Source organism: Acidobacteriota bacterium, from assembly GCA_026707545.1.
Lineage (GTDB): Bacteria > Acidobacteriota > Thermoanaerobaculia > Multivoradales > Multivoraceae > Multivorans.
Genome location: JAPOWR010000001.1, coordinates 2,638,397 through 2,663,680, shown reverse-complemented (window position 1 = coordinate 2,663,680; position 25,284 = coordinate 2,638,397). Strand labels below are relative to the sequence as shown.

Genomic DNA, 25,284 nt, shown 5'->3' with positions numbered 1-25,284 from the left:
GACTGCTCGCGCCGTAGGACTTTTCAACGGCTCCCGATCCCTGTATACAGCAGGGGACGGGGAGCGAGAGGGAACGAACACGACGGGAGAGAGCACCGCATGGACGACACAACGAGCGCAGGCAAGTGCCCGGTTCTGGCCGGAGCGGACAGACACTCGGCGATGGGAACGATCGCGAACAAGCGCTGGTGGCCGAACCAGTTGAACCTGAAGGTCCTCCACCAGAACTCCTCGCTCTCGGATCCGATGGGCGAGGACTTCAACTATGCCGAGGAGTTCGCGAAGGTCGACCTGGACGAACTGAAGCAGGACATCGAAGAGGTGATGACGACCTCGCAGGAGTGGTGGCCGGCCGACTACGGCCACTACGGGCCGCTCTTCATCCGCATGGCGTGGCATTCCGCCGGGACGTACCGGATCGGCGACGGCCGGGGTGGCGGCGCCTCCGGGACACTCCGCTTCGCGCCGCTCAACAGTTGGCCGGACAACGTCAGCCTGGACAAGGCGCGGCGGCTCCTTTGGCCGGTCAAGCAGAAGTACGGCCGCAAGCTGTCGTGGGCCGACCTGATGATCTTCACCGGCAACTGCGCCCTGGAGTCGATGGGGTTCAGGACGCTCGGTTTCGCCGGCGGTCGCGAGGACGTCTGGGAGCCCGAGGAGGACATCTACTGGGGATCCGAGACGACGTGGCTCGGTGACGAGCGCTACACGGGCGACCGGGAACTCGAGAATCCGCTCGGTGCGGTGCAGATGGGTCTGATCTACGTGAATCCGGAAGGCCCGAACGCCACTCCCGATCCGGTGGCCGCGGCCCGGGACATTCGCGAGACGTTCCGCCGCATGGCGATGAACGACGAAGAGACGGTGGCCCTGATCGCGGGTGGACACACCTTCGGCAAGGCTCACGGCGCCGCCGATGCGGGCCGGTACGTTGGCATCGAACCCGAGGGCGCCGGCCTCGAGGAGCAGGGTCTCGGCTGGAGGAACACCTTCGGCTCCGGCAAGGGCGGCGACACGATCACGAGCGGCCTGGAAGGCGCCTGGACCACCGCACCCGCGGAGTGGGACAACAACTTCTTCGAGAATCTGTTCCGCTACGACTGGGAGCTCATGAAGGGCCCGGGCGGCGCGTACCAGTGGACCCCGAAGGACGATGCGGCGGCCGGTACGGTGCCGGACGCCCACGATGTGTCGAAGCGGCACGCTCCGATGATGTTGACGACGGACCTTTCCCTGAAGGTCGACCCGATCTATGAGCCCATCGCGCGACGCTTCTACGAGAACCCCGCCGAGTTTGCGGACGCCTTTGCCAAGGCGTGGTACAAGCTGACCCATCGCGACATGGGACCGCGCAGCCGCTGCGTTGGTTCGTGGGTTCCGGCGGAGCCCCAGCTCTGGCAGGACCCCGTCCCCGACGTCGACCATGATCTGATCGATGGCCAGGACGTCGCGGCGCTCAAGGCCAGGCTTCTCGCATCCGGGCTGTCCATCTCGCAGTTGGTCTCGACCGCCTGGGCGTCGGCCGCGACGTTCCGCGGCACGGACAAGCGCGGCGGGGCGAACGGAGCGCGGATTCGACTGACGCCCCAGAAGGACTGGGGAGTCAACGATCCGGAACAGCTCGGCGAAGTCCTGCGGACGCTGGAGGCGATCCAGGCGGATTTCAACGACTCGCAATCCGGCGGCAAGCGGGTCTCGCTCGCCGACCTGATCGTCCTGGGCGGGTGCGCGGCCATTGAGCAGGCGGCGTCGAACGCCGGGCACGAGATCGAGGTTTCCTTCTCGCCGGGTCGAACGGACGCGCTGCAGGAGCAGACGGATGTCGAGTCCTTCGCGGTGCTCGAACCGACCGCGGACGGCTTTCGCAACTACATGGCGAACGGTCACCAGCGCCCGGCGGAGGCGCTGCTCGTGGACCGGGCGCAGATGCTGACGCTGACGGCGCCCGAAATGACGGTTCTCGTTGGCGGCCTGCGCGTCCTGGACGCGAACGCCGGTCGGTCCGAGCACGGCGTCTTCACCGAGCGGCCCGGGGCGCTGACGAACGACTTCTTCGTCAACCTGCTCGACATGGGGATCATGTGGGAGCAGTGCTCCTGGCACGAGAGCGTCTTCGAGGGCCGCGACCGCGAAACGAAGGAGGCCAGGTGGACCGGAACCCCCGTCGACCTCGTCTTCGGCTCGAATTCCCAACTCCGGGCGATCGCGGAGGTCTACGCCTGCGACGATTCGCAGGAGATGTTCGTGCGCGACTTCGTGGCTGCCTGGAACAAGGTGATGAACCTGGATCGGTTCGACCTCGCCTGATGGGGCGCCGTTGAAGCTCGAACGGAACCAGACACTCAAACTCCGGGGCGAGCGCGTGATCCCCGGCGGGATGTACGGGCACATGTCCACATACCGGCTCATGCCGCCGCGGTACCCGCAGTACTTCGAGCGGGCCGAAGGTTGCCGGCTCTGGGACGTCGACGGCAACGAGTACATCGACTTCATGTGCTCATACGGTCCGATGATCGCCGGATACGGCAATCCGCGCATTCGCGCCGCCGCGGACGCGCAGCGCGACCGGCTGGACATCGCGAATGCGCCTCCGCCCCTCATCATCGAGCTTGCCGAGCGCCTGGTGGGGCAAGTCAGCCACGCCGGGTGGGCCATCTTCGCGAAGAACGGCAACGACGCGACGACCGTCTGCAACATGGTGGCTCGCGCTCGGAGTAAGAAGCGAAAGATCCTCGTGGCCGAGGGCGCGTACCACGGCGCGGCGCCCTGGGCGAACCGGATGTCGAGGGGCACACCCGCGGAGGATCACGTCCACTTCCCGACGTACCGCTACAACGAGGTTGAGAGCCTGAACGCCGCCGCCCGGGCGGTGGCCGGCGACCTCGCCGGCATCGTCGTCTCCGCGTTCAAGCACGACGCCGGCCAGGACCAGGAGCTGCCCGACCTCGCCTTCGCGCGCCGCGCCCGCGAGATCTGTGACGCCGAGGGGGCGGCTCTCATCCTGGACGACGTGCGGGCCGGGCTGCGCCTCTCGCTCGACGCCAGTTGGTCCGAACTGGGCGTCCAACCCGACCTGTCGGCGTGGGGCAAGGCGATCGGCAACGGCGAACCGGTGGCGGCCATTCTCGGCAACGAGGCGTATCGCGAGGCCGCGACGCGCATCTTCGTCACCGGCTCGTTCTGGTACCAGGCAGCGCCCTTCGCGGCGGCGATCGAGACGCTCGACCTTCTGGCCGAAGTCGACGCGCCGGCCGTCGTGGAGCGGTTGGGGCAGCAGTTTCGGGACGGCCTGGACGAACAGGCTCGTCGCTACGGCCACGCGATCCGCCAGACCGGACCACCCCAGATGCCGACCGTCCTCTTCGAGGACGACGACAGGAGAGAGAAGGGTTTCGCGTTCTGCAGCCACGCCCTCGACCACGGTGTGTTCCTGCACCCCTGGCACAACATGTTCCTGTCCGCCGCACACACGGAATCCGACATCGAGCAGGCGCTCGCCGGAACCGCGAGGGCGTTTCAGGCGCTCGGCTGAGCGGTTCCCGTGAAGTCCACGCCTCACCGCCGCAGCACCGACCGCTACCTCGGTGAGGACTCGGCCTCCCGGTTTCTCTACGAACGGGCCCTGGAGGTCATGCCGGGCGGCAACAGCCGCCACACCCTGGTCATGGACCCTTACCCGATCTACGCGGCCTCGGGCCGGGGCTGCATGGTCACCGACGTCGAGGGCGAGGAGCGGATCGACTTCGTCAACAACTACACGTCGCTGATCCTCGGGCATTCCCATCCCGGGGTGACGGAGGCGGTCGCACGGGTGATCGGAAACGGGACGGCCTTCTCGCTTCCGACCGAGGCCGATATCCGCCTCGCCGAGCTGCTCATCGATCGGATTCCGTACATCGATCAGGTGCGGTTCGCGAACTCCGGTAGCGAGGGTGTGTTGCTGGCCGTTCGCGCGGCGCGCGCGGCGACGGGCCGCAGCAAGATCGCGAAGTTCGAGGGCTGCTACCACGGTATCTACGACTATGCGCAGGCCAGCGACAGTTCGCGCCCCAGGAACTGGGGCGACTCGGAACGGCCGGCGACGACGCTCGAGCCGAGCATGGCGAAGAGCCTCGAGACGGAAGTCGTCACGTTGCCGCTCAACGACATTGCGGTTTGCAGCGCCCTGATCGACGAGCACCGCGACGATCTGGCCGCCGTGCTCTTCGATCCCCTGCCCGCCGCTCTCGGGCTGATCCCGCCCGATGTCGAGTTCGTGTCGGCACTGCGCGCGAAGACGAGGGAGTGCGGCGCCCTGCTGATCGCGGACGAGGTGCTGTCGTTCCGGATCGACTATCGCGGAGCGTGCCACCGGCTCGGCGTGGAGCCGGATCTCGTGTCGCTCGGAAAGATCATCGGCGGCGGCTTCCCGGTCGGCGCGGTGGCCGGCAAGGCCGAGGTGATGAAGGTCTTCGATCACCGCGACGGGGAGCTCGTCCACCACGGCGGCACCTACAACGGCAACCCGGTGACGATGGTGGCAGGCTACGAAACGATGAGGCGCCTCACGCCCGAGGTGTTTGACGAGCTCGAGAGGCTCGGCGACCGTGCCCGCAGCGGGCTCGGGGAAGTCCTCGGGAGACACGGCATCGAAGCCGTGGCCACGGGCCGCGGTTCACTGTTCGCCACCGTGCCGGGGGACGAGCCGCCCAGGGACTTCCGGGCGGTCTTCACCGCGCGCTCCGCGGCGCCGCAACTCCAGCGGATCGCCCGGGAGATGTTCAACCGGGGAGTTCTGATGGGTGCCCGCGGCCTCTTCGGCGCTCTCTCGACTCCGATGGGAGACGCGGAGATCGACCGGTTCCTGGAGGCAGCGGACGGAGCTGCCGAGTACGTGCTCGCCGCCTGAAACGCGCTAGGCCTTGTGCCGCGTGCCCGGGGCGGGCGGCGTTTCGGGCGGCCCGGCGAAACACTGCGCCATGCTCATCCACTCGGTGGCGATGGGCCCGATGACCCGGAGCGACGTATCGGCGATGTTGCGGACCTGGGTGACGACCTGAGCGAACTCGACCGCCTCGCCGGCGATCCGATTGGCCTCGTCCTCGTTCCAGGTCCAGATCGCGCCGGACGGAGCGGTCAGACGCAGGTGAGGAACGGTGTCTGGCCGGTCGAGCCCGCGCACCGCGTAGGTCCAACCGAAGGTGTTCAGTCCCAGGAACACGATGTTCCTGATCCTGTCCGTCTCGCGGCGGTCCAGCCCGAGCACGTCGAAGACCTCCTGGCCGTGGGCCCAGGTCTCCATCTGTCGGGCCGTGATCGAGCTGCGCGCGCTCATCGGTGGTCCAAACCACTCCACGCGCATCCTCGGATCGACCCCGTCGAGCCGATCGCACATCTCCGGGTAGTACGCCCGCCAGACGTCGTAGACGGCGCGGTTGCGCTTTCCTTCGAACCACTCGTCGGTCTGCTCGCGGAGCGTGAGCCGGCCGCGACGTGCGGCCATGAACTGCTTGAACTCCTCGAAGGCGGCGTGATCGTGAATCGAGGCGTCGGCGGCGTAGTTGAAGATGTGAAGGTGCGCGACCACGTCGTGCAGGGTCCACTCCTTGAAGAGGGTGGGCTGTTCGAAGTCGCTGTCCGCAAGGGGCTCCAGAATCTCGGCGAGGCAGTCGCATTCGGCCCGGAAGTCGGCGATCTGTTGGAAGTTACTCAACTTGTCTCCCTTCGGATCGGTCTGCCGGGTCGGTTGCCCGTGGTCTCGCCGCCGTCGAACACGAGTTTGCCGTTGACCCAGACCTTGTCGATCCCGACGGAGCGTACATGCGGAGCCTCGTAGGTCGAACGGTCAGTGACCGTCTCGGGGTCGAACAGCACCAGGTCGGCGTAGTACCCCTCCTGGATCGCGCCGCGTTCGGTGATGCCCAGGTGTTGGGCGGAGAGGGAGGTCATCTTCCGGATGCCCTCCTCGAGGCTGACCACGTTGCGGTCGCGAACGTAATGGCCGAGGAAGCGGGTGAAGGCGCCGAAGCCGCGAGGATGGGAACCGTCCAGGCCGCCGTCGCTGCAGATGACGGTGTGCGGCCAGGCCATGATGGCCTCGATGTCGGGTTCGTCCATGGCGAAACCAATCATCAGGGATGCGCTGCCCATCTCGGTGTCGGCCTTGAGCAGGTCCATCAGGGTCGACTCCACGTCGGTGCCGCGGACTTCGGCGATCTCGGCCAGCGTCAGGCCGCTGTACGCCGGTTCCGGCAGGAAGTCGGGGAGGAGGACATCGTCGGGCGATAGCAGGTCGCGAAGGATGTACTCCGCGCCGTCCCGCCGGTCGAGATCCCGATCCGGGAACACGGTCGTGAGCCAGGTGAAGGACGTGGCCCAGGCCCGGTAGGGGTAGATGTCGGCCGTGATCTCGACGCCTGAGGCGCGGGCCTCGTCCAGTCTGGTGAGGAGCCGCTCGGCCTGACCCCACCAGTTGTTCATGGCGAGCTTCATGTGGGTCACCTGGACGGGCAGGTCGGCTTCCCGGCCGATCCGGATGATCTCCTCGATGGCTTCCCAGAAGTAGCGGTCCTCGCTGCGGATGTGGCTGATGTAAGTGCCACCGTGGGCGGCCGCCACGCGGGCGAGTTCCACCACCTCCTCGGTCGACGAAAAGGACCCGGGGTCGTACTCCAGCCCGGAGGAAAGTCCCATTGCGCCGGCGTCCAGTTCGCCGCGCAGCAGATCCGTCATCTCGGCGATCTCTTCCGGTGTCGCGTGCCGCTGGTAGTCCTCGCCCATGACCTCCTCTCGCAGCGTCCCGAACCCGGCGTAGGACGCGACGTTGACGGCGACGGGCGAACCGTCGAGTTGGGCGAAGAACTCGCCGAGAGGGTACTGGTGACCTCCGTCCTGCCCTGCCACGATCGTCGTAATGCCCTGGTTGACCGCCGCCAGAGCCTCCGGCAACTCGAACAGCTTGGAGTCGTGGTGACTGTGGACGTCGATGAACCCGGGCGCCAGGACCAGGCCGTTCGCGTCGACGACGGTGTCCCCGGCGGACGGCTCGAAGTCGCCGACGGCGACGATGCGGTCGCCTTCGATGCGGACGTTCGCGTCCCGGGACTGATCCCCGCTGCCGTCGATGACGCGGGCGTTGACGATGACCACGGTGGTGGGTGTCGAGTCGCCGGGGGCGCAGGCGGCCAATGCGAGGCTGCCGCCCAGCAGGAGCGCCGTACACTGGGTGCGCCGGCCCGTCCTCACCGAACCTCCAGCGCTTGCAGCTTCTCGAACACTAGGCCCCGCTCCGAGCTCGAACTCAGGCTGAACCCGGTGACCGCGCCGGAAGCGGCCCGCTCGAACTCCAGTCGCGCCGGTGACGCCGCCCACCCCCGGCTCTCGAACTCGACCCTGAACTCGTCCTCGGCAACTGGCTTGACCTCGAGTGCGGGTTGCTGCTCGACGCGCACCACGAGGCCGCCGTCCGCGACAGCGAACCGGTAGGTGGCGTCCAGCTCGGAGGAGAAGAAGCTGCCCGCGAACCGTGCCAACTCAGCGGGGGACAGGGATGGAACGGCAGGCGAGTCCTCGTCCTCCTTGTCGGTGTCGTCCTCCTCGTCGTCGCTCTCTTCGGGCCCGAGCTGATCCGCCAGGTAGTGATCGGCGACCCGCCGCGCCAGCTCCCCGGGATCTCCGTACTCGGCGTTGCAGGAGACGGCGATCGAGAGGCCGGGTTCCACGTAACGCCTGAGCTCCGTCAGGAACCCCCAGGAGTGTCCGCTGTGCCCCACGGTGCGCAGGCCGCGGTACTCGCCTGGAGTGATGCCGTGGGCGTAGCGGATCGCGTCTCCGTCGTTGAGCGTCCCCTCGGTCAGCATCGACTCATGGATCGCGGGCTTGTCGGCGCCGTGCAGGTAGTCGTCCCAGCGCAGCAGGTCCTCCACCGTCGTGTAGAGCTGCCCGTCGCCGGCGATCTCGAAGTTGTAGTTGTGCACGATCCGCAGGTTGCCATCGTCGTCGCGGTGGTAGCCGGTGGCGCGCCGGGGGATGATCCGCTCGCGGTTCTCGTACATCAGGCTGCCGTCCATTCCGAGCGGCTCGAAGATCCGCTCGCGGGCCAGTTCGCCCACCGACTTGCCGGCGGCGCGCTCGAGCGCGTGGGCCAGCAGCATGTAGCCGGTGTTGCTGTACTCGTAGCGCTCGCCGGGCGCGAACACTGGAGCACGCTGCCGCGACATCATCGCCAGGAGCTGCTCGCGGGATACCGAGTAGTAGTCGCCGGCGCCGGCGAGCGGGAATAGGTTCAGATAGTCGCGCAGGCCGCCCGTGTGGTGGATCAGGTGCCGGAGCGTGACCGGCGACGCGTACTTGGGCAGCTCTGGAAGCCACTCGCGGACCCCGTCGTCGAGCGAGACCGTTCCGTCCAGAGCCAGCAGGTTGGCGACGGCTGCGACGAACTGCTTGGTCACCGAGGCGACGTCGAAGACTGTCTGCGGTGTGACCGGAATGTCGTAGTCCAGGTTGGCGTAGCCGTAGCCGCGCGTGTAGACGAACTCGCCGTCCCGCGCCACGGCGAGCGCGCATCCCGGTGAATCGGGCTTGTCCCACGCGGCGAAGATCGTGTCGATGGCTGGATTGTCGGCGCCCGCCTCCACGCCGGCAGGCTGCTCCGCGGGGTCGGCGCAGGCGACGGCGAGCACGAGGACTCCACCCGCTACATTACGCACCGCCATCCGCCCATTCTTCCAACTGTTCGAGAGTCGTCGTCGCGCCGCCGCAGACGACGACGAGGACCGACTCGAAGTCGTCAAGCTCCGGAGCGCCGTCGTACACCGCGGCGAGCGATGCGCCGCACGCCGGCTCGACGACGACCCGGTGGTCGGCGAGGAATCGCTGACAGGCGGATACGGCGGCCCGATCCGACACCACGACGCTCTGAAGGGGATGGTCCCGCGTGCAGTCGAAGGCCCGTTGGCAGATCTTCTTCGCCCCCAGCGTGATGGCGAGGCTGGTGATGGCGGGAAGCTCGACCCGGTGGCCCGCTTGCACCGACTGAGCCAGGGAGTCGGCGCCTTCCGTTTCGACGGCAATCACCGGGACGTCGGACCAGCCGTTCCGTCTCATCCCCTCGACGAGGCCGCACAGCAACCCGCCGCCTCCGACGGAGACGACCAGGGCACCGGGCTTGACCCCCGTTCCCGCGACCTCGTCGATCAGTGTGGAGTGGCCCTGCCAGACGAGCGGGTCGTCGAACGGATGAACCAGGATGTCCGACTCCTCGACCGTCGACTCGGCCAGTTCATTCGCCTCCTGCCAGGAATCGCCGTGGACGACGACTTCGGCGCCTTCGCGCCGGATCAGGCCCCTGGCCAGCTCGGATGTGGTCTCTGGCACCACGATGAGGACGGGCACCGAGAGATGTCGCCCGGCGTAGGCGACCGCGATCCCCGCGTTGCCGCCGGATGAGGAGATCAGGCGCCCGGCGCCTCGCCGGACGTACTCCTGGCAGGCGTGGCCGATGCCGCGGATCTTGAACGAGCCGGGCGGCTGCAGAGCGTCGAGCTTCAGCCAGACGCTCCGGCCGGCGTGGATGGACAGCGGCCGCGATTCGAAGAGCGGCGTCTCGATGTGCAGCGGCTTCATGACCGGCGCGGACCCCGGGGAAGCCCGGTAGCCTCGCGACACTAGCGGTTTCGACCATTTCGACACGGCCTGGGGAAAACAGATGGAAGGTGCTCTCAGCGTTGGTCTCCTGTTCCGCAACTTCAGGGGACGCATTCTCGTTACCTGGTTCCTCGTCCTGCTCGAGAACGTTCTCTGGGCCCTGGTTCCGCTGTTCATCGGCCGCGCCATCGACGCCCTTTTGGAGCGGCGTCCGAGCGCTCTCTGGGAGGTCGCCGCGATCTTGTCGGCGTTGATCGTGGTCGCCACCGTCCGGCGCTTCTACGACACCCGTTGCTACGGAACGATCCGGGTTCGATTCGGAGGAGAGCTCGTTCGCCGGTCGCAGGACGCGCCGGTGTCGCGGCTCAACGCGCGCCTCGGCATGAGTCGGGAGATGGTCGACTTCCTCGAAGGCCACGTACCCGGGGTGCTCACCGGGGTGGTGCAACTGCTGGTGAGCATCGCCGTCCTCTTCGGCTTCGACCGCCGCCTGGGTCTCGCCGCCCTCGGCGCGCTAGGCGTGATCGTCCTGGTCTACGCGCTCTTCCACCGCCGCTTCTACCGGCTGAACGGCGAACTGAACGCGCAGACCGAACTCCAGGTCTCCATCCTGGAGCAGCGCCGCCTGGAGTCGCTCGTGGGACACCTGAGGAAGCTGCGCCGGAGCGAAGTCCGTCTGTCGGACACGGAGGCCGTCCTCTACGGTGGGATCTTCGCCGCCATGTTCGCCTTCGTCCTCGGCAACGTGTGGATCTCAGCCACGATCCCGATGATCACGGCGGGCGCGATCTTCGCGATTCTCAGCTACTCCTGGGAGTTCGTGGAGTCGAGCATCGCGCTGCCGATCGCGCTTCAGGAATGGTCGCGGCTTGGAGAGATCCGCGATCGGCTGAACCGGGCGACGGAGGTGGGCGAGGGAGTCACCTAGGAGGCTGCGCCGCTAGGGACCCGCGGAGGCCGCGGCCGCGCGGGCGATCGGGGCAGCGAACAACGGCATCTGTTGCTGTTGGTCGGTATCCGCGCCGATCGTGACCGTCCCCTGTAGCTGGCCCTTCTCGTTGAGCTTGGCCTCGATCACCGTCGTTGTGGCGCTCGCGTTGAGAGTGGGGAACTGCGTCGTGATCTTCAGCGCGTCGCCCTGCCACTCGAAGTCGTCGAGGACGATCGAGTAAATGCCGCCCATGTAGAGCCAGCCCTCGCCTTCGCGCGGCGCGTGGAAGCCCAGGAAGCTCCCCGCGACGTAGGAGTCGGCCTCCGGGTGCAGGGCGAGAAGGTCACGGATCTGCTGCTCCGGGTCCTGCCGTTCGAAGAGGACGCCGTCCTTCTGGACCACCTCGAGGAAACCGTTGAACATCTCGCTGAAGGTGTCTCCGCGATAGATGATCTCCTTCGTCGGGTCCGGGTTGGCCGGGTTGTCCTCGGAGTTGTCCCAGACGGCGGTGACGTCGATGCGGCTGCCGGCCGGAATGTCGACCGGCTTCGTCGGGTAGTACAGCCACTGCCAGTTGTAGTCGTACTTCGGCACGTCGAGCAGCATCTCCTTGCTGCCATCGGGGTAGGTGACCTCGTAGCTCATTGCCTTGCCGCGAACGTGCATGTGCGGGCTGAAGGCGAGAATTTGAACGTCCTTGTCGAACAGGTAGTGGGCGTTCTCGGCGTGGTGGCCGGCGCCCGGCGGAATGCGCAAGCCGGTGTTGGTCACCGGAATCGTGATGACTTCCTTCTCGAGCTCGCCCTGGCCGAAGTGGAGCCCGATCTTCGAGGCGTCGCGGGTCGCTTCGCCGATCGGGTGGTAGTGCTGGTCGACGACGACCCGCACCTTCGAGCCGAAGCGGCGGCCGACGCCGTCAGGGAAGACGTAGGGTGGCATGCCGGCCGTCCAGATGCCGACAACGCCGGTGGCGGCCGGGCCGTCCTCGCTCACCCTGGTCGCGTACGTCGTGAGGAAGTGATGCGTGACCCGAGAGTCTTCCGGCAGGAACTCGATCGCGCGGATCCAGCGCGGCTCGCCGAGGTCGACCTCGACGACCTGCTGCGGGAAGAGGTCGTCGCCCTCGGCCGGCACCTCGATGCTGTCGAGCGTGATCACGTAGTCCGGCTCGCCGAGCTTCCAGCCCTTTGGGAAGGTCGGCGCTTCGGGCAGGTCGGCCGGGTCGCCCTGCGGGGCGCCGGACTTCGCCCAGGTCACGATCGTCTCGATCTCGCTGTCGGTCAGCGAGAGGTCGTTCGACCAGACGTGCTTGTCGGACTCGCCGCTCCACGGCGGCATGTCGCGGTTCTCGACGGCGCGGGCGATCGAGCGGGCCCAGGGCCGCGCCTCCCGGTAGGTCATCAGCGACATCGGGGCGACCTCGCCGGTCCGGTGGCACTGCACGCAGTTCTTGAAGAAGATGGGTGCTATGTCGCGCGCGTAGGTCGGCTCGTCGGCAGCGGCGGCCGGGGCTGTCGCGACGAGGGCGATGGCAAGGGCGGCCGCCAGGAAGAGGGTCGCGGTCGGGGTGCGGAGTGCTCTTTGATTCATGGGGGCCTCTGCTTGCTTGTTTGGCGTACTCGCGGTCGAGCCTGATCGTATCGTGAGCGCTGACTCAGTTTATGCGATAGGGCAGACCTCGACCCGGTCGACACCCAGCCGTCCTTCCTCGATGACCAGGCCGACGGCGCCGCAATCCAGGGCGTCGTCGGTCGCTTCAAGGAGGGTCGCACCGTCGATCCTGCCAACGAGCCGGTCGCCGCGGGCCTCGAGGGTCAGCTCGTAGCTATCGCCGAGCCGCCACTCGAGGTCGGCTTCGGCCAGCACTTCTTCGGTGTGCAGCATGCGCACGAGCTGCACGCGGTTCCCGGAAGCCAGGAGCAGCCCGTAGAAGCGGGTGAGGCCCTGGACCCGGGCGGCGACGCCGGCTCTCTCGACGAGGTGCGGCGTCAGCTCGGCGGTCACCGAGTAATCGCGCCACTCCCGGGTTCCCTGCATCAGGAGGCCCATGCCGGCGTTCTGGACCAGCCGGAACATCTCGGTGCCCTTGGTCAGCAGGTCGACGCCGTTGACCCACGCGCGTCGCCACATCGTGCCGCGGTGGGTCGAGCGCTCGATCCGGAACGTCGGTGCGCCGGACCATTTCAGCGACTCGAGGAAGACCGGTCCGGCCGGGCCTTGAACGTGGACGCCGGCGGAGAAGATGGGGCCGGGTAGTGCCGGGACCGTGAACGACACCCGGGCGCCCTTGCCGGGCTCGAGTTCGACGGTGTCGTCGTCGAAGGTGGCGGTCTCGTCATTCTCGCCGTAGTAGCCGAGATAGACGTTCGCTCGGACGCCGTCCACCCCGGCGCTGAGCGTCGCCTCGATTGTCTGGCCGGGGAAAACCCGCGGCGAGGCCATCAACGGATAGACGCGGCCCTCGAACCACTTCGCCGTCTCCAGCGAGGGGATGAAGACGGGAGAACCGACCCGGGCCTCGTCCGGGGCGTCAATGCGCAGGGCGCGTTCGCCGGAAGGCAGGACGACGTTCCGGACCTCGGCTTCGCCCTCCGCGACCTGGAAGCCCTGAACCGAGCCGGGAAAGGCGAAGTGGAACTGCGCGCCGTCCTTCGGCGCAAGTGGCTTCTCGCCGGTGAGGCTGCGCCCCATGTTGACGATCTGGAGCGCTTCGTGGCCGCAGTCGCTGATCGCCCGGCCGCCGTCGGCGGTGGGCAGGTAGATGCGGTCGGCCACCGGACCGCGCCAGTCGAGGCCTCTCTCCAGACCCCTCTCGATGCCGGCCAGGCCTTCCTTGATTCCCAGGAGGCAGCCGACGTTGCCCGAGTTGCAGTCCGTGTCCCAGCCGCAGGTGTTGACGATCTTCAGCGTCTCGGCGAAGTCGTCCTCGCCGTGAAGCAGCGCGAGGATGATCAGGCCATGGTTGGGGACCATGTGGCAGTTGCCGCCGTACTTGTCGTAGCCGTAGCGCTCGGCGAGCCGGGCCCGGTTCGCGCGCCAGTCGCTGTCGCCGGCGTGCCAGCGGCGCAGGTCGCCGATCATCCGGGCGATCACGGAGTCCGGCGGGATGTAGCCGAGGGCGGCGTCGAGGAGCTTGCTGGTGTTCCGTTCGACGAACGCCATCGACTCCATCGCGGCAAGGACGCGAGCGCCGTACACGGCCTCGCCGTCGTGACTCACCCGCGCGGCCGCGGTCGCGAGGCGGACCGCCAGGTCCGGATCGCCGGGAGCGACCATCGCCCAGCCGTCGATGAAGATCTGGGCGCCGATCTGCTCAGCCACGACCTTGCCGTTCAACGCCATCGAGCCGCTCTCGGGCGCTTCGATCCCGCTCTTGAGACGAAGGTAGGCGGTGTGTTCGGTGGAGTTGCCGAGGCCGCCCCACCACAGCACCGTGCGCTCCCGGATCAGGTAGTTGAGCCAGGTCTGGCCGATCTCCCGCGAGCTGAGCTCGGCGCCGGAGCCGTGGTCTTCGAGCGCCCGCAGAAAGGTGAAGGTCCCCGTGATGTCGTCGTCGGTGACGATCAGGGGAACGTCGAGCCGGTCGTGGACGTAGTACTCGATGTCGCCCAGCCGTTTGCGGATCCACTCGTAGGGCCAGCCCTCGAACGGCCGGCCGACGTAGACGCCGATGACCTTGCCGAGGACGCCGGCGTAAACGCGTTCCGCGTAGTCGGGGGGTAGAGGCAAATTCATCAGGTTGGATCTGCGCTGCCGAGTTACGACATCGAACCTTGAACGGTGTATCATGTTCAGCGCACCAACAGCTAGCCCGCCGGCGCACCGGTGCCGGCGGGACAATCGGAGGGAGAACCGATATGGAGAGCAGACCCCGAGCCGTACCCAGGACCGCCAAGGTCTTCGTCCTTCTTCTCGCCCTGTCGCTTCTGACCTTGCCCGCGTGGGCTCAGAGCGGCACCGTCTCCGGAACGGTCAGTGACACGAACGGAGACCCCGTCCCCGGCGCCATGGTCAGTCTGGAGGGTGCAGACGGCAGCGAGGCGGGGTCCGCCATGAGCGACGCCGACGGCGCGTTCTCGATCACGGGAGTCGCGGCCGGCGCGTACACGGCCAGTGTCAGCCTCGACGGGTTCCAGTCCGCGAGCCTGCCGGTCAACGTGACGGCGAGCGGCGCCACGGCGTCCTTCGAGATTCGTCCCGCCTACCACGACACGGTCATGGTCACCGCGGAGAGGGTTGAGGAGAACGTGATGGACGTGCCGATGACGATCTCGGCGTTCGATTCAAGCCTGCTCGAGGACCTCGTGATCCAGGAGAGGACGGATCTGCAGAACCTGGTTCCGGGTCTCCAGTTCGGCGACGAGATCGAGCAGCAGGGCCAGGGAACGGTCATCCGCGGCATCGGCACCCGGAACGCCCAGTACGACCAGGCCGACTATGCGGTCGCCACCTACGTCGACGGCGCCTACACGCTGGGCGTTTACGGCACGACCCCCGGCGGCGGCTTCGATCTCGAACGCGTCGAGGTGGCACGTGGACCCCAGGGGACCCTGAACGGCCGCAACTCGATCGCGGGCGCGATCAACGTGGTCACCAAGGGACCGACGGATCACTGGGATGCCGAGTTGATGGGGGAGGTCACCGACATCTCGCAGCAGCGCCTGAACGCGGCGATCGGTGGCCCTCTCGGCGACGGTCCCTTCAGCTTCCGCCTGACGGGCGGCAACCACACGGGCGACGGCAGGCAGGAGAACGTCGGGCCGGGCGGCGACCACGACGCGCCCGACCAGCTCTTCTACGCGCCACAGCTTCGCGCCGAAACCGAGCGGTTCAACGTGAGGGCGCGCTGGGCCCATGTGGAGGACCGCGGGACGCCGCGGGGCTTCGTGCAGCTTTCGAACGTCGACCGGACGATTGCCGGCTACTCGAGGGACCGCTACTACCTCTGGGAGACGCCCAATCCGGCCCTCGATCCGAGCTGTGGCTTCGATCTCCCCGCATGGAACTGCCCCGGCGACATCCAGAACAGGGTGGCGTTCAACTACCCCGGAACCAATGAGAGCGAAAGCGACTTCGGTGTGCTCCGGGCCGACTGGCAGGTCTCGAGGTCCCTCGGCATCAGCTTCAACGCGAGCAGCGGCGAAACGGTGCAACGCGCGCTCCGCGACGCCGACTACACGAGTCGGGTGCCGATCGGCACGCCGCCGGGCGATCCGGGAATAGGCGGCGACCCCAACTCGCTGGATCACACGCTGACGACCTGCACGGTGGGGCGCTGGGATGGCCTTTGTCCCGACGGAACGGTGCAGTTCTCGAACTCGTTCTATGACCTTCCGTTCGAGTACGAGGAAGACTCGCAGGAACTCCTGTTCAGGTCGAGCTACGCCGGCGATTTCAACTTCATCGGCGGGGTGTTCAGGTACAAGAACACGAGGTCCGGGACGATCCATCGCCATGACCTGCAGATCCCGTACCGCTTCGGGACGGCCGATGAACAGGCCCAGAGGCTCGGAGCGGTCTGGGGTGTTCCGGTCAGCAGTTGCCAGGATGTCCTGACCAAGATCGTCGAGGGATTCGGGATCGGCACGACCGATCCGGATGGCGACGAGGAAGGGCTCTACTGGTACTGCCCTGAGGGCAACGATCTCAGCCACCTGCTCAGCTTCTTCAACTTTGGCAGAAACTGGACCGAGGCGGCGTTCTTCAGTGCCGACTATCGGTTCAACGACAGTTGGGCGCTCTCGGGCGGCGTTCGCTACACCGAAGACGAGAAGGCGCAGAGGCCCGTGGACCAGGGCGGGTTCTTCACGCTGGCTCTGGGAGGCGCCCCGGTCACGATCGCGCTCGCGGGCGAGGGCAACCCGTTCCCTCAGACCTGGGCCCGGCCGATCGGCCACCTCGCTCTGGAGCGCACGACGGACGCCGGCCACCTGATGTACGGCCGGATCTCGACGGGCTTCCGTTCCGGCGGCTTCAACATCGGCTTGCCGGGCCAGGTGCCGCCGTACATCAAGGAAGAGACGCTGGTGAACTACGAACTGGGGGCGAAGGGCTTCTTCCTCGACTCGCGTCTGCAGCTCTCGGCCGGCCTCTGGTACAACCAGTTCAACGACTACCAGCTCGCCGCCCTTCAGGCGCCGCCACCGGGCGTGGAAATCCCCGTGTCGATCTACTCCGACACACCGCTCGTCGAGTACACGGCCAACATTCCCGACACGACGATTCAGGGCGTGGACCTCGAGTTCAGCTACCGGATCGGCTCCTTCGGGCTGCGAGGCTTCTATGCCTGGCAGGACTCGGAGATCGGTCGGCACTCCTCGGTGATCGATGGCCATCCCTATGGCCAGACGGCAACGTGGAACTACATCAACTTCGACACCGGGGAGCCAGCCACCAGCCAGTATGACCTGCCGACGGATCAGACCGGGAACCGGTTGCCGAAGGCGCCGGCGAACAAGCTGGCGCTGACGGCGACCTGGTTCAAGTCGCTTGCCTCCGCAGGCCACCTCTCGCTCCAGTCGACCTACGCCTTCACCGACCCTGCTTATCCGAGCATCGGCAACATCGATATCTGGGAGCTGCCGTCGTTCGACCGGCTGGACGTGGGCGGCACCTGGAGTTCGCCGAGCGATATGTGGTCGGTCTCGCTGTTCGTCAAGAACATCCTGGACGAGGTCGCGGTCCTCGAGTACCTGCCGATCTCGGGAAACGGAGGCGTCCCGGCCCTGGGCTTCGTGACGCCGCCCCGCGAGGCCGGCGTGCAGCTCCGGCTCAGGCCGTTCAACTAGCGCCCGCAACGGCCTAGGGCAAGGGAAGGGGGATCGGAGCGTTGTCCCGATCCCCCTTTGCTTTTCTGGTCGTGTCCCTGATGCTCCCGGCGACCGCCGGCGGTTCGGAGTACGTGCTGGGCCCTGACTCAATGCCGCAGGAAGGCGTCCCCACGGGTACGGTGGAGAAGCGCACCTGGGACGCCAGCCGCACTTACCCGGGCACGACCCACGAGTACTGGGTCTACGTGCCGGCCCAGTACACGGATGCCGAGCCCGCGGCCGTCATGGTTTTCCAGGACGGTCAGTTCTACGTCGAACCCGATGGCCCGGTCAGGGCGCCGACGGTCTTCGACAACCTGATCCACAAGGGGGAGATGCCGGTGACGATCGGGGTCTTCATCAACCCCGGCATGAAGGAGATCCCCTGGGATCAGCGTGACGCACAGTACGTGCCCCTGGACGACACCTACGCGCGCTTCCTGCTGGAGGAGATCCTCCCGGAGGTCGCCAAGGACTACAACCTGACGGCAGAGGCGGCCGGCCGCGCGATCGCCGGCATGAGCGATGGCGGCCTAGCTTCCTTCACCGTCGCCTGGGGGCGCCCCGACGCCTTCAGCAAGGTCGTCAGCCACGTCGGCAGCTACACGAGGCTCGAGGGCGGTTCCCGCTACCCGTACCTGATTCGGCAGACCCGCGGCAACCCGAAGCCGATCCGCGTCTTCCTCCAGGACGGTGAGAACGACATCAACCTCGCGGAGGGAAACTGGGCGCTGGCCAATCTTCAGATGGCGTCTGCGCTCATGTTCGCCCGCTACGACTACCGCTTCGAGATGGGCACGGGCGGGCACGATCTGAGGCACGGCGGCGCCATCTTCCCGGACACGCTGCGCTGGCTATGGCGCGACTATCCCCGCGTCGTGGGCGCCGGAGAGCCGGCCGATCCCGCTGCGGTGGTCGGTGAGTGGGACGTTCTGACGAAGGTCCTGGGCGAGTTTCGCCGCAGTGTGCTGACCGTGACCGAGCAGGACGGCGCTCTTGCCGTGACCCTTCACGACGAAGTGGACGGCGAGATGGAGATCACGGCGGTCCGGTTCGAGGACGGCATCCTGAGCTACGAGTACGTCGCGTCCGGATCCCAGGTCAACTGGGGCAAGGGATCGGTCGGCAGGCTGAGCGCCTGGCTGCAGGTCCGGGGAGACACCTTCCGCGGCGCCCTGAGCCTCGATGTGCCCCCCGAGGGCGACTACGCGGTAGAGGGCCGCAGGAGAACGGCGGATCCCTAGCGCCGCCAGAGGCGGCATAAGCTCCCCGCAGGCGTGGATGATCTGAAGCAGGCACGCGCCCTCCCCTTCTGGGGCGAGGGGGACACCCCTCCGGAGTCCCCGAGCAAGGCCCCGGAGGAGCAGGGTTTCGTCGCCGTCTTTCGCATCTTCGTTCGGACGTGGCCGTATCTGTGGCCCCAGATCGTCGGCCGCTGGCGGGAGCTGCCGCGGGGGAAGGCCGCCGAGGGCGACGCCGGCGACGCGGCCGCGGACGGGGTGTGGAGCTTCCGTCACGTTCCGCCGCTGGTCACCGTGCTCACGGCGCTCGGCCCGCTCCTGTGGCTGGCGCCCCTGGGGACGGACTGGCGTCATGACCTGTTGCTGGCCGGCACGGTCCTGATGACCGGCCTCGTGTGGGCGCTCCTCTTCGTCCGGGGACGCGCCTATCTCTGGGCGTCCTTCGCGCTCGTGCTCGTCGGCACGGCGGCGTTCCTGTTCGCGCTGTTCGGCGTGGAGGGCCTCGCCGACAGCCTCTACGTCGGGCTCGTGGCGGCGGGATGCGTCTGCATCTGGGTGCTGCAGTACCGGTTCGACGGCGGCAGGCTGCGCTTTCGCATCCGGCTCGGCAGCCACCTCGTCTACTACTTCGTCCTGGTTTGGGCCTCGACCCTGCTGACGATGGTGATCGCCCTCTTCTCGGTGGACCTGATCAGCCAGTCCATCCTGCAGGCCGAGCCGCTGACCCCGTTCCTGGCCGACTTCATCGGCCGGTCGGAACTCGCCGGCGAGGCGCAGCCCGGAGCCGACGCTGACGCCGCGCAGCCCGACGCCACCGCCGCCGAACCGAACATCGACCTGGCGCCCCTGACCGCCGAGCAGCGGCACAGCCTGAAGTGGATCTACGCGGTCTTCATGGTCTTCGGCTGGTTCGCGCAGCTCCCGGTGATGATGCTGCTGCCGTACTACTACATCTTCATCATGCAGCGCGTGAACCAGGACCTGCGAATGGCGCTGGTCGAGCGCTGGCTCGGGCTGTCTCTCCGCTACCACAGCGACCACCGCGTGGGCGATTCGGTCTACCGCATCTACCAGGACAGCGCCCAGGTCACGGCCGTCATCGGCAATGTGACGCAGTCGATGCAGATGCTGAGCACGTACGCGATCGGCGTCGTCTTCCTGGCCGCGCTCGACCCGATCCTCGGCGGCATGGCGCTCAGCATCGTCCTGCTCGCCGTCCTGTGGGGGCGCTGGTTCTCGCCGCGGATGCGCGAGCGGTCTCTCGCTGCCCGGGAGGCCAACTCGGACTTCACGTCGCGCGTCCAGGAGACGTTCGCCGCGATCCGGGTGATCAAGGCCTACGGCGCCACAGACAGGGAGCAGGAGAGGCTCGAACGGGACTCCGTGAGGGCGTTCAACGCGTCCTTCCGGGTCCGGTCGCTGATGGCCGTCGTCGGCATCGTCACCTTCTCGATCGCCGCCGCGGCACTCCTGAGCGCGCAGTTCCTGATGGCGGTCTGGGCGAACGGCGAACGGGAGACGTTTGCGACGGCGCTCGTCGCCCTCGTCGGTCTCAGTTTCGTGACCTGGAACCTCGCCGCGTACAACTGGGCCCAGGAACAGATCGGCGCGTCGAGCGTCTCTGTGCGGAACGTCGTGACCCTGTGGTCGCAGGCGCAGGACATGGCGATGGGGCTCGACCGGTCCTTCGACATCCTCGACATCGAGCCCGACGTGAAGAACGCTCCCGGCGCTGTGCCGATGGGGGCCTTCCGCCGCCAGATCCGCTTCGACGACGTCGACTTCGCCTACGAGCCGGACCGGCCCGTCCTTCGGGGCGTCAGTTTCGCCGTCGAACCCGGGACGATCACGGCGATCGTGGGGCCCACCGGCTCGGGCAAGAGCACGCTGGTCAGTCTGCTGCTCCGGCTGTTCGATCCCGACGCCGGCACGGTCTCGATCGACGGCGTGGACCTCCGCGCGCTGGACGTGGACAGCCTGCGCGGCAATGTTTCCGTCGCCCTGCAGGAGAACGTCCTGTTCGGCATGTCCGTGCGCGACAACATCCGCTACGTCGTCCCCGACGCGGGAGATGAGCGGGTGCTGGAGGCGGCCCGCGTCGCCTGCGTGGACGAGTACGTCGCCGGGCTACCGGAAGGCCTGGACACGGTCCTGAGCGACCGCGGCGGCAAGCTGTCGACTGGGCAGCGCCAGCGCCTCTCGATCGCCCGGGCGATCGTCAAGGACGCGCCGATCCTGATTCTCGACGAGCCGACGGCCGCACTCGACGCCTATACCGAACACCGGGTGCTCGAGCGCCTGTCGGCGTGGGGCGAGGGCCGTGCCATCTTCCTGATCACGCACCGGATCTCGACGATTCAGCAGGCGCATCGGATCCTCTATCTCGACGGCGGCCGGATCGTCGAGAACGGGTCCCATGACGAGCTGATGGCGGTGGACGGCGGGCGCTACCGGTCATTCGTGGAGACCGAGGCAAGACTGTCGAGACGGGCCGGCGAGGCCGGTTGATGGCGGAAGCAGCCCGGGCGTCGCGACCGTCGCTGCGGGAGCACGAGAAGCAGCTCGACCGTGTCGCCAGCGTTCTCGACCTGGGCACGGACATTTCGTTCCGGGAGGTCCTGCGCATCTTCGCGCGGGTCGTCTCGACTTTCCGGCTGTTCAAGGCGCGGATCGCGACGAAGCTCGGCTTCATCACGGTGGAGCTGGTGTTTCGACTGATGGTCGCGCCCTGGCCGGGCAAGGTCGTCGTCGACCACGTCATCCTGGGCATGCCGATCGGCGACGCGTCGGGCTTTCCTGCCTTCCTGGCTCCGGCCGTGTTGTTGCTGGACGGTATGAGGCCGGTGGAGATGATGCTCTGGGTGTTCCTGCTCGGGGTGTTCATGGTGACGGTCTTCGGGTTCACCACGAGCCGGGGCGCGGGCAGGTCTCCCAGCGGAGCGCCCACAGGGGCCTCGGCGGGCTCTTCCGGGGGCGCCACGGCTCTCACGCCGCAGGGCCTCGGCACCCTGGCCCAGGGCCACGACATCGCCACGCAGACGGAGAACCAGGCGAACCTCGGTTCTGGCCTGATGGCGGGCATCCTCGGGTTCATCGACTTCCGGGTGCATCTTCGCCTCTCGCAGTCGATGAACCACTTCCTCCGAACCCGGGTAGCCGGGAAGCTGCGGTCGCTGCCGATGACGACCCTGGACGACCTGCGAATCGGCGACAGCGTCTACCGCGTCCTGTACGACTCCACCAGCGCCAACATGCTGCTGCACGGCATTGCGCTGGGGCTCTACTCCGGCTTGCTCGGTGTCGTCATCACCCTCTACATCATGTTCACGTACTTCGGCGCCGCACCCGAGGTCATCGTGCTGGGCATGCTGGCCCTTCCGATCGTGTTCCTGATCGAGTTGCCCTTCGCCCGCATGGCGCGGCGCCGGGGTCAGGCCAGCCGCGCTTCCGGCTCGAGCACGACGAGCAACATCGAGGAGGGGATGAGCAACGTACTCGCCGTTCAGAGTCTTGGCGGTAACGAGCGGGAAGCTCGGCGATTCCGGCGGGCGAGCGCGGAGTCGTTCAAGCGTTTCCGCACGGAGTGGTTCCTCGTGCTCACGTACCGGCAGGCCTTCAGCCTGGCCCTGCTGCTGAGCCAGGTGCTTTTCTTCATCGTGATGGCGGGCCGCGTCATCGACGGCACGTTCACCGCCGGCGACTACTTCGTCCTCACGTACTACTTCTTCGTCCTCAGCGCGACGTTCGGCGCCTGGGGTTTCATGTACACGGAGTGGCAGCGCGACATCGCGGGCATGCGCCGTGTCTTCTTCCTGATGGACCTGCCGGAAGAGAAGACGCGGGACGGCGTCGAACTGGACAGGATCAAGCGCGGCGTCGAGATGAAGGGCGTCGGCCTGACCTACCCGGACGGCCGCCGCGCGCTCCGCGACGTGAACCTCGAGGCGAGGGTCGGCGAGATCGTGGCGTTCGTCGGCCCGACCGGGGCCGGCAAGACGAGCCTCGCGTACATGGTGCCGGCCTTCGTTCAGGCGACCGAGGGCACGGTAAAGGTCGACGGCGTCGATCTGAAGGACGTGGCGGTGGAGAGCCTCAGGAAGCAGGCGTCCTACGTCTTCCAGGAGACGCAACTCTTCTCCGATTCGATCCTCGAGAACATCCGCTACGGCAACCCGGCCGCGACCGAGGCGCAGGTCGAGCGCGCCGCGCGCGTCGCCGGGGCGCACGACTTCATCGGCGCGCTGCCGGACGGCTACCGGACCAACCTCGGCACCGTGACCAGCAAGCTGTCGGTCGGGCAGAAGCAGCGCATCGCCATCGCCCGGGGGCTCCTCCGGGAAGCCCGAATCCTGATCCTCGACGAGCCGACCTCGGCGCTCGACCCCGAAACCGAGGCCTACCTGGTCGATGCCCTGCACGAAGCGGCGAAGGACAAACTGGTCATCATCATCGCCCATCGCCTGTCGACGATCGCCAACGCCGACCGGATCTGCTTTCTGGAGGACGGCGAAGTGCGGGAGTCAGGTACGCACGAAGAACTGATGGCGATGCCGGATGGGCGGTACCGCGAGTATGTGTCACTGCAGGCTGGTTCACGGTAGACGAGGCTCCACGCCAGAAGCGGCGCGATAGGCTCGTTACGGCTTCTGGGACTTCGTTCCTTCGCGCGAGTTGCAGGCACCCGGTCGTGACTGTCCTGTTCATCTTCTACTTCGTCGTTGCGGCTGTATTCCTGCTGCTGCTGTTCGGTGACTACTTCGGCGACCTGCTGACTTCCAGGAAGCGCACCGAGGAGTGGTCGTGGCGTCACCCTCCGAAGAAGCACGGCAAGCTGCGTCCGGGCAGTAGCCCGAAGCGGATTACCACCGCGTCGCCGCGGGCGGTGTCCTGGCTGCTCAAGCGGCGCCGCTAGCAGGGATTCGAGGGCGCGAGGTGCCAGGCGTCGAGGGTGTGCACCCTCGCATCGCCACCGTCTGCGAACAGAGACGTACCTATGCTGTCCGGGCGCGACGGATAGATGCGCCGTGCGATCGCCTGACGGCCATTGGCGAAGACCTCGATCACCGACTTGTCGACAAACACGCGTAACTTCAGTCGCTCGCCGGGCTTCAGTTCCAACGGCGCAGCTTCAACGGCCTTCGGTGTGTCTTCGGGACCTGATCTGCGCGTGTCGACCTTCAGCCGTTCTTCTTCGGCGTCGTAGGAGATCGATGTTCCCTCCTGGCCATCGGGCGACGAACAGACTTTGAGCCCGTACTCTGAGGCGGCGGCGCTCTCCATCTCGACCTGCAGTTCGAGGCTGTTGCCGTCGACTCCGGCTATCGGCAGCTCCTCGTCGGCCGGCACGACGAACGGCCCCTTCCTCACCTCGCCGTAGCGGAGCGCTTCGATCTCCTCCGGCACATCCATGCGGAGCAGCCCGTCATCCCCGAGCGTCAGCACCCTCGGCAGGCTCAGCGTGCCCGACCAGCCGTGCTTCGTCCGCGCGCCGAAGAGAGGCTCGTCGAGGATCCAGGCCCACATGATGCGGCGGCCCCGGTCGTCGACCAGGCTTTCCGGAGCGAAGAACGAGTTGTCGACCCAGCTCATCCGCGCGTGGGACTCGGGATGAAACTGCTCGTCCCTCCATTCCCCGACGTAGTAGCGGCAGCCGAGCCGGTGACTGATGCAGAGGAGCACGTGCTTGCCGCCGAGCTCGAAGAGATCGGGGCAGGACACGTCTTCGTTCAGGGACACGCCCTCGACGCCGTGGGCGAAGAGATCTCCCGCGTACTTCCATTCAGCCTCGAGCGCGAGTGACTTCGCGACGGCCGGCCGCTGGCCGCCGAAGATGGCGTAGTAGGTGTCGCCTTCGAGCCATCCGAAGGGGTCCCACGAGCGGTACTTCCCGTGGTGCTTGTCGCCTTCACGGGTTTGCGGCGTGATGGGGTTCGAGTCGAGCTTCTTCCACTCGTTCAGGTCGTTGTCGAGCGCCACCGCCATCGCGTTGCCCAGGCCGTGCTGGTGGTAGCAGATCGTCGGCACGCCCTCCCGGTTGAGGAAGCAGTTGCCGCTGTACATGCCCTCGAGCAGACCCGTCGGATGGTGGTGCCAGTGGAACAGATCGCTGCTCGACATGTGGCCCCAGTGGTCGGACCGCTTGCCCAGTCGCGTGTCCTGGAAGATGTAGAACAGGTGGTAGCGGCCCTTCCAGTAGATGGCGCCGTTCGGATCGAAGGGCATCGCCACGCCTTCTGGAATCACGAAGTGGTAGCCGGGCCGTGCCGGGTCGCTCAGGATGCGTTCGCGTAGTTCGCGGGTGTTCTCGGCGAGTCGATCCGCCCTCCGGGACCCGGCGACGGACACGCAACGCCAGGCGCCAACTGCTTCCCTCGTCATCCTGAACTCGAAGAAGCCACCCCCGGTGGGCGACCGGAGCGCGACCGGATCGACGGCGGCGAAGTCGCCGTCAACGACAACCTCGGCATCGTCGAGCACGAAGCGCTTGTCGCCGTCTCCGCCACGGTTGATCTGCTGCTCCAGGTGCTTCCTCAGGTCGGTCAGCACGTCGGCCTCGGTACCTGGTTTCGAGGGTGTGCTTGCCGATTCGGGCATCAGTCGGAGATTGTCGCGCACCTATCCCACGAACGCCAGTGGTCTCACAGTGTTTGATGTTCAAACGGTGTCCGGTAAGCTGTAT

The 25,284-nt window shown here is 67.1% G+C and carries 16 protein-coding genes; 9 read left to right on the top strand and 7 right to left on the bottom strand.

Annotation, left to right across the window (positions count from 1 at the left end):
• The first annotated feature begins 99 nt into the window (after window positions 1–99).
• The 3 genes from katG to OXG83_10495 all read left to right on the top strand — a co-directional run bounded on the left by katG (window position 100) and on the right by OXG83_10495 (window position 4,888).
• Complete coding sequence (gene katG, locus OXG83_10505; GenBank protein MCY3965462.1) at window positions 100–2,307, top strand: catalase/peroxidase HPI; 2,208 nt, start codon at window positions 100–102, stop codon at window positions 2,305–2,307.
• An 82-nt stretch (window positions 2,308–2,389) separates the two neighbouring features.
• Window positions 2,390–3,532, top strand: coding sequence for an aminotransferase class III-fold pyridoxal phosphate-dependent enzyme (locus tag OXG83_10500; protein ID MCY3965461.1), 1,143 nt, complete (start codon window positions 2,390–2,392; stop codon window positions 3,530–3,532).
• Between the two features lie 9 nt (window positions 3,533–3,541).
• Entirely contained in the window at window positions 3,542–4,888 is a 1,347-nt protein-coding gene (locus OXG83_10495) for an aspartate aminotransferase family protein (GenBank protein ID MCY3965460.1), read from the top strand.
• Window positions 4,889–4,894: 6 nt separating this feature from the next.
• Here OXG83_10495 and OXG83_10490 read toward each other — a convergent pair whose 3' ends face one another.
• The 4 genes from OXG83_10490 to OXG83_10475 are packed head-to-tail and all read right to left on the bottom strand — an operon-like array spanning window position 4,895 to window position 9,603.
• On the bottom strand, window positions 4,895–5,692 hold the full coding sequence (locus tag OXG83_10490) for a TIGR03084 family metal-binding protein (protein MCY3965459.1): 798 nt from the start codon (window positions 5,690–5,692) through the stop codon (window positions 4,895–4,897).
• Complete coding sequence (locus tag OXG83_10485; GenBank protein ID MCY3965458.1) at window positions 5,689–7,224, bottom strand: D-aminoacylase; 1,536 nt, start codon at window positions 7,222–7,224, stop codon at window positions 5,689–5,691. Before OXG83_10485 ends, OXG83_10490 begins: the two co-directional genes overlap by 4 nt.
• The gene (locus OXG83_10480; GenBank protein ID MCY3965457.1) at window positions 7,221–8,693 is read right to left on the bottom strand and encodes a serine hydrolase; all 1,473 of its coding nucleotides are present in this window, start codon (window positions 8,691–8,693) and stop codon (window positions 7,221–7,223) included. The genes OXG83_10485 and OXG83_10480 overlap by 4 nt, the downstream gene beginning before the upstream one ends.
• Window positions 8,680–9,603 carry a pyridoxal-phosphate dependent enzyme gene (locus OXG83_10475; GenBank protein MCY3965456.1) on the bottom strand — a complete coding sequence of 308 codons (924 nt, stop codon included), beginning with the start codon at window positions 9,601–9,603 and terminating at the stop codon, window positions 8,680–8,682. Before OXG83_10475 ends, OXG83_10480 begins: the two co-directional genes overlap by 14 nt.
• Before the next feature lie 82 nt (window positions 9,604–9,685).
• Here OXG83_10475 and OXG83_10470 point away from each other — a divergent pair, with 82 nt between their 5' ends.
• Entirely contained in the window at window positions 9,686–10,552 is an 867-nt protein-coding gene (locus tag OXG83_10470) for an ABC transporter six-transmembrane domain-containing protein (GenBank protein ID MCY3965455.1), read from the top strand.
• 12 nt (window positions 10,553–10,564) lie between these two features.
• On the opposite strand, the gene OXG83_10465 is transcribed toward OXG83_10470, so the two are convergent.
• Window positions 10,565–12,145 carry a cytochrome c gene (locus OXG83_10465; GenBank protein MCY3965454.1) on the bottom strand — a complete coding sequence of 527 codons (1,581 nt, stop codon included), beginning with the start codon at window positions 12,143–12,145 and terminating at the stop codon, window positions 10,565–10,567.
• Between the two features lie 69 nt (window positions 12,146–12,214).
• On the bottom strand, window positions 12,215–14,290 hold the full coding sequence (locus OXG83_10460) for an ADP-ribosylglycohydrolase family protein (protein MCY3965453.1): 2,076 nt from the start codon (window positions 14,288–14,290) through the stop codon (window positions 12,215–12,217).
• Between the two features lie 122 nt (window positions 14,291–14,412).
• Here OXG83_10460 and OXG83_10455 point away from each other — a divergent pair, with 122 nt between their 5' ends.
• From OXG83_10455 to OXG83_10435, 5 genes are all read left to right on the top strand, one after another.
• Window positions 14,413–17,343, top strand: a complete 2,931-nt coding sequence (locus tag OXG83_10455) for a TonB-dependent receptor (protein ID MCY3965452.1) — start codon at window positions 14,413–14,415, stop codon at window positions 17,341–17,343.
• A gap of 41 nt (window positions 17,344–17,384) precedes the next feature.
• On the top strand, window positions 17,385–18,608 hold the full coding sequence (locus OXG83_10450; protein ID MCY3965451.1) for an alpha/beta hydrolase-fold protein: 1,224 nt from the start codon (window positions 17,385–17,387) through the stop codon (window positions 18,606–18,608).
• A gap of 33 nt (window positions 18,609–18,641) precedes the next feature.
• Complete coding sequence (locus OXG83_10445; GenBank protein MCY3965450.1) at window positions 18,642–21,113, top strand: ABC transporter ATP-binding protein; 2,472 nt, start codon at window positions 18,642–18,644, stop codon at window positions 21,111–21,113.
• The gene (locus OXG83_10440) at window positions 21,113–23,206 is read left to right on the top strand and encodes an ABC transporter ATP-binding protein (GenBank protein MCY3965449.1); all 2,094 of its coding nucleotides are present in this window, start codon (window positions 21,113–21,115) and stop codon (window positions 23,204–23,206) included. Before OXG83_10445 ends, OXG83_10440 begins: the two co-directional genes overlap by 1 nt.
• An 86-nt stretch (window positions 23,207–23,292) precedes the next feature.
• On the top strand, window positions 23,293–23,517 hold the full coding sequence (locus OXG83_10435) for a hypothetical protein (protein ID MCY3965448.1): 225 nt from the start codon (window positions 23,293–23,295) through the stop codon (window positions 23,515–23,517).
• Here the strand turns inward: OXG83_10435 and OXG83_10430 are convergent.
• A complete protein-coding gene (locus OXG83_10430) occupies window positions 23,514–25,199 on the bottom strand; it encodes a glycoside hydrolase family 32 protein (GenBank protein MCY3965447.1) in 1,686 nt (561 codons plus the stop codon). The two genes, OXG83_10435 and OXG83_10430, sit on opposite strands and share 4 nt — an antisense overlap.
• Window positions 25,200–25,284 lie beyond the last annotated feature (85 nt).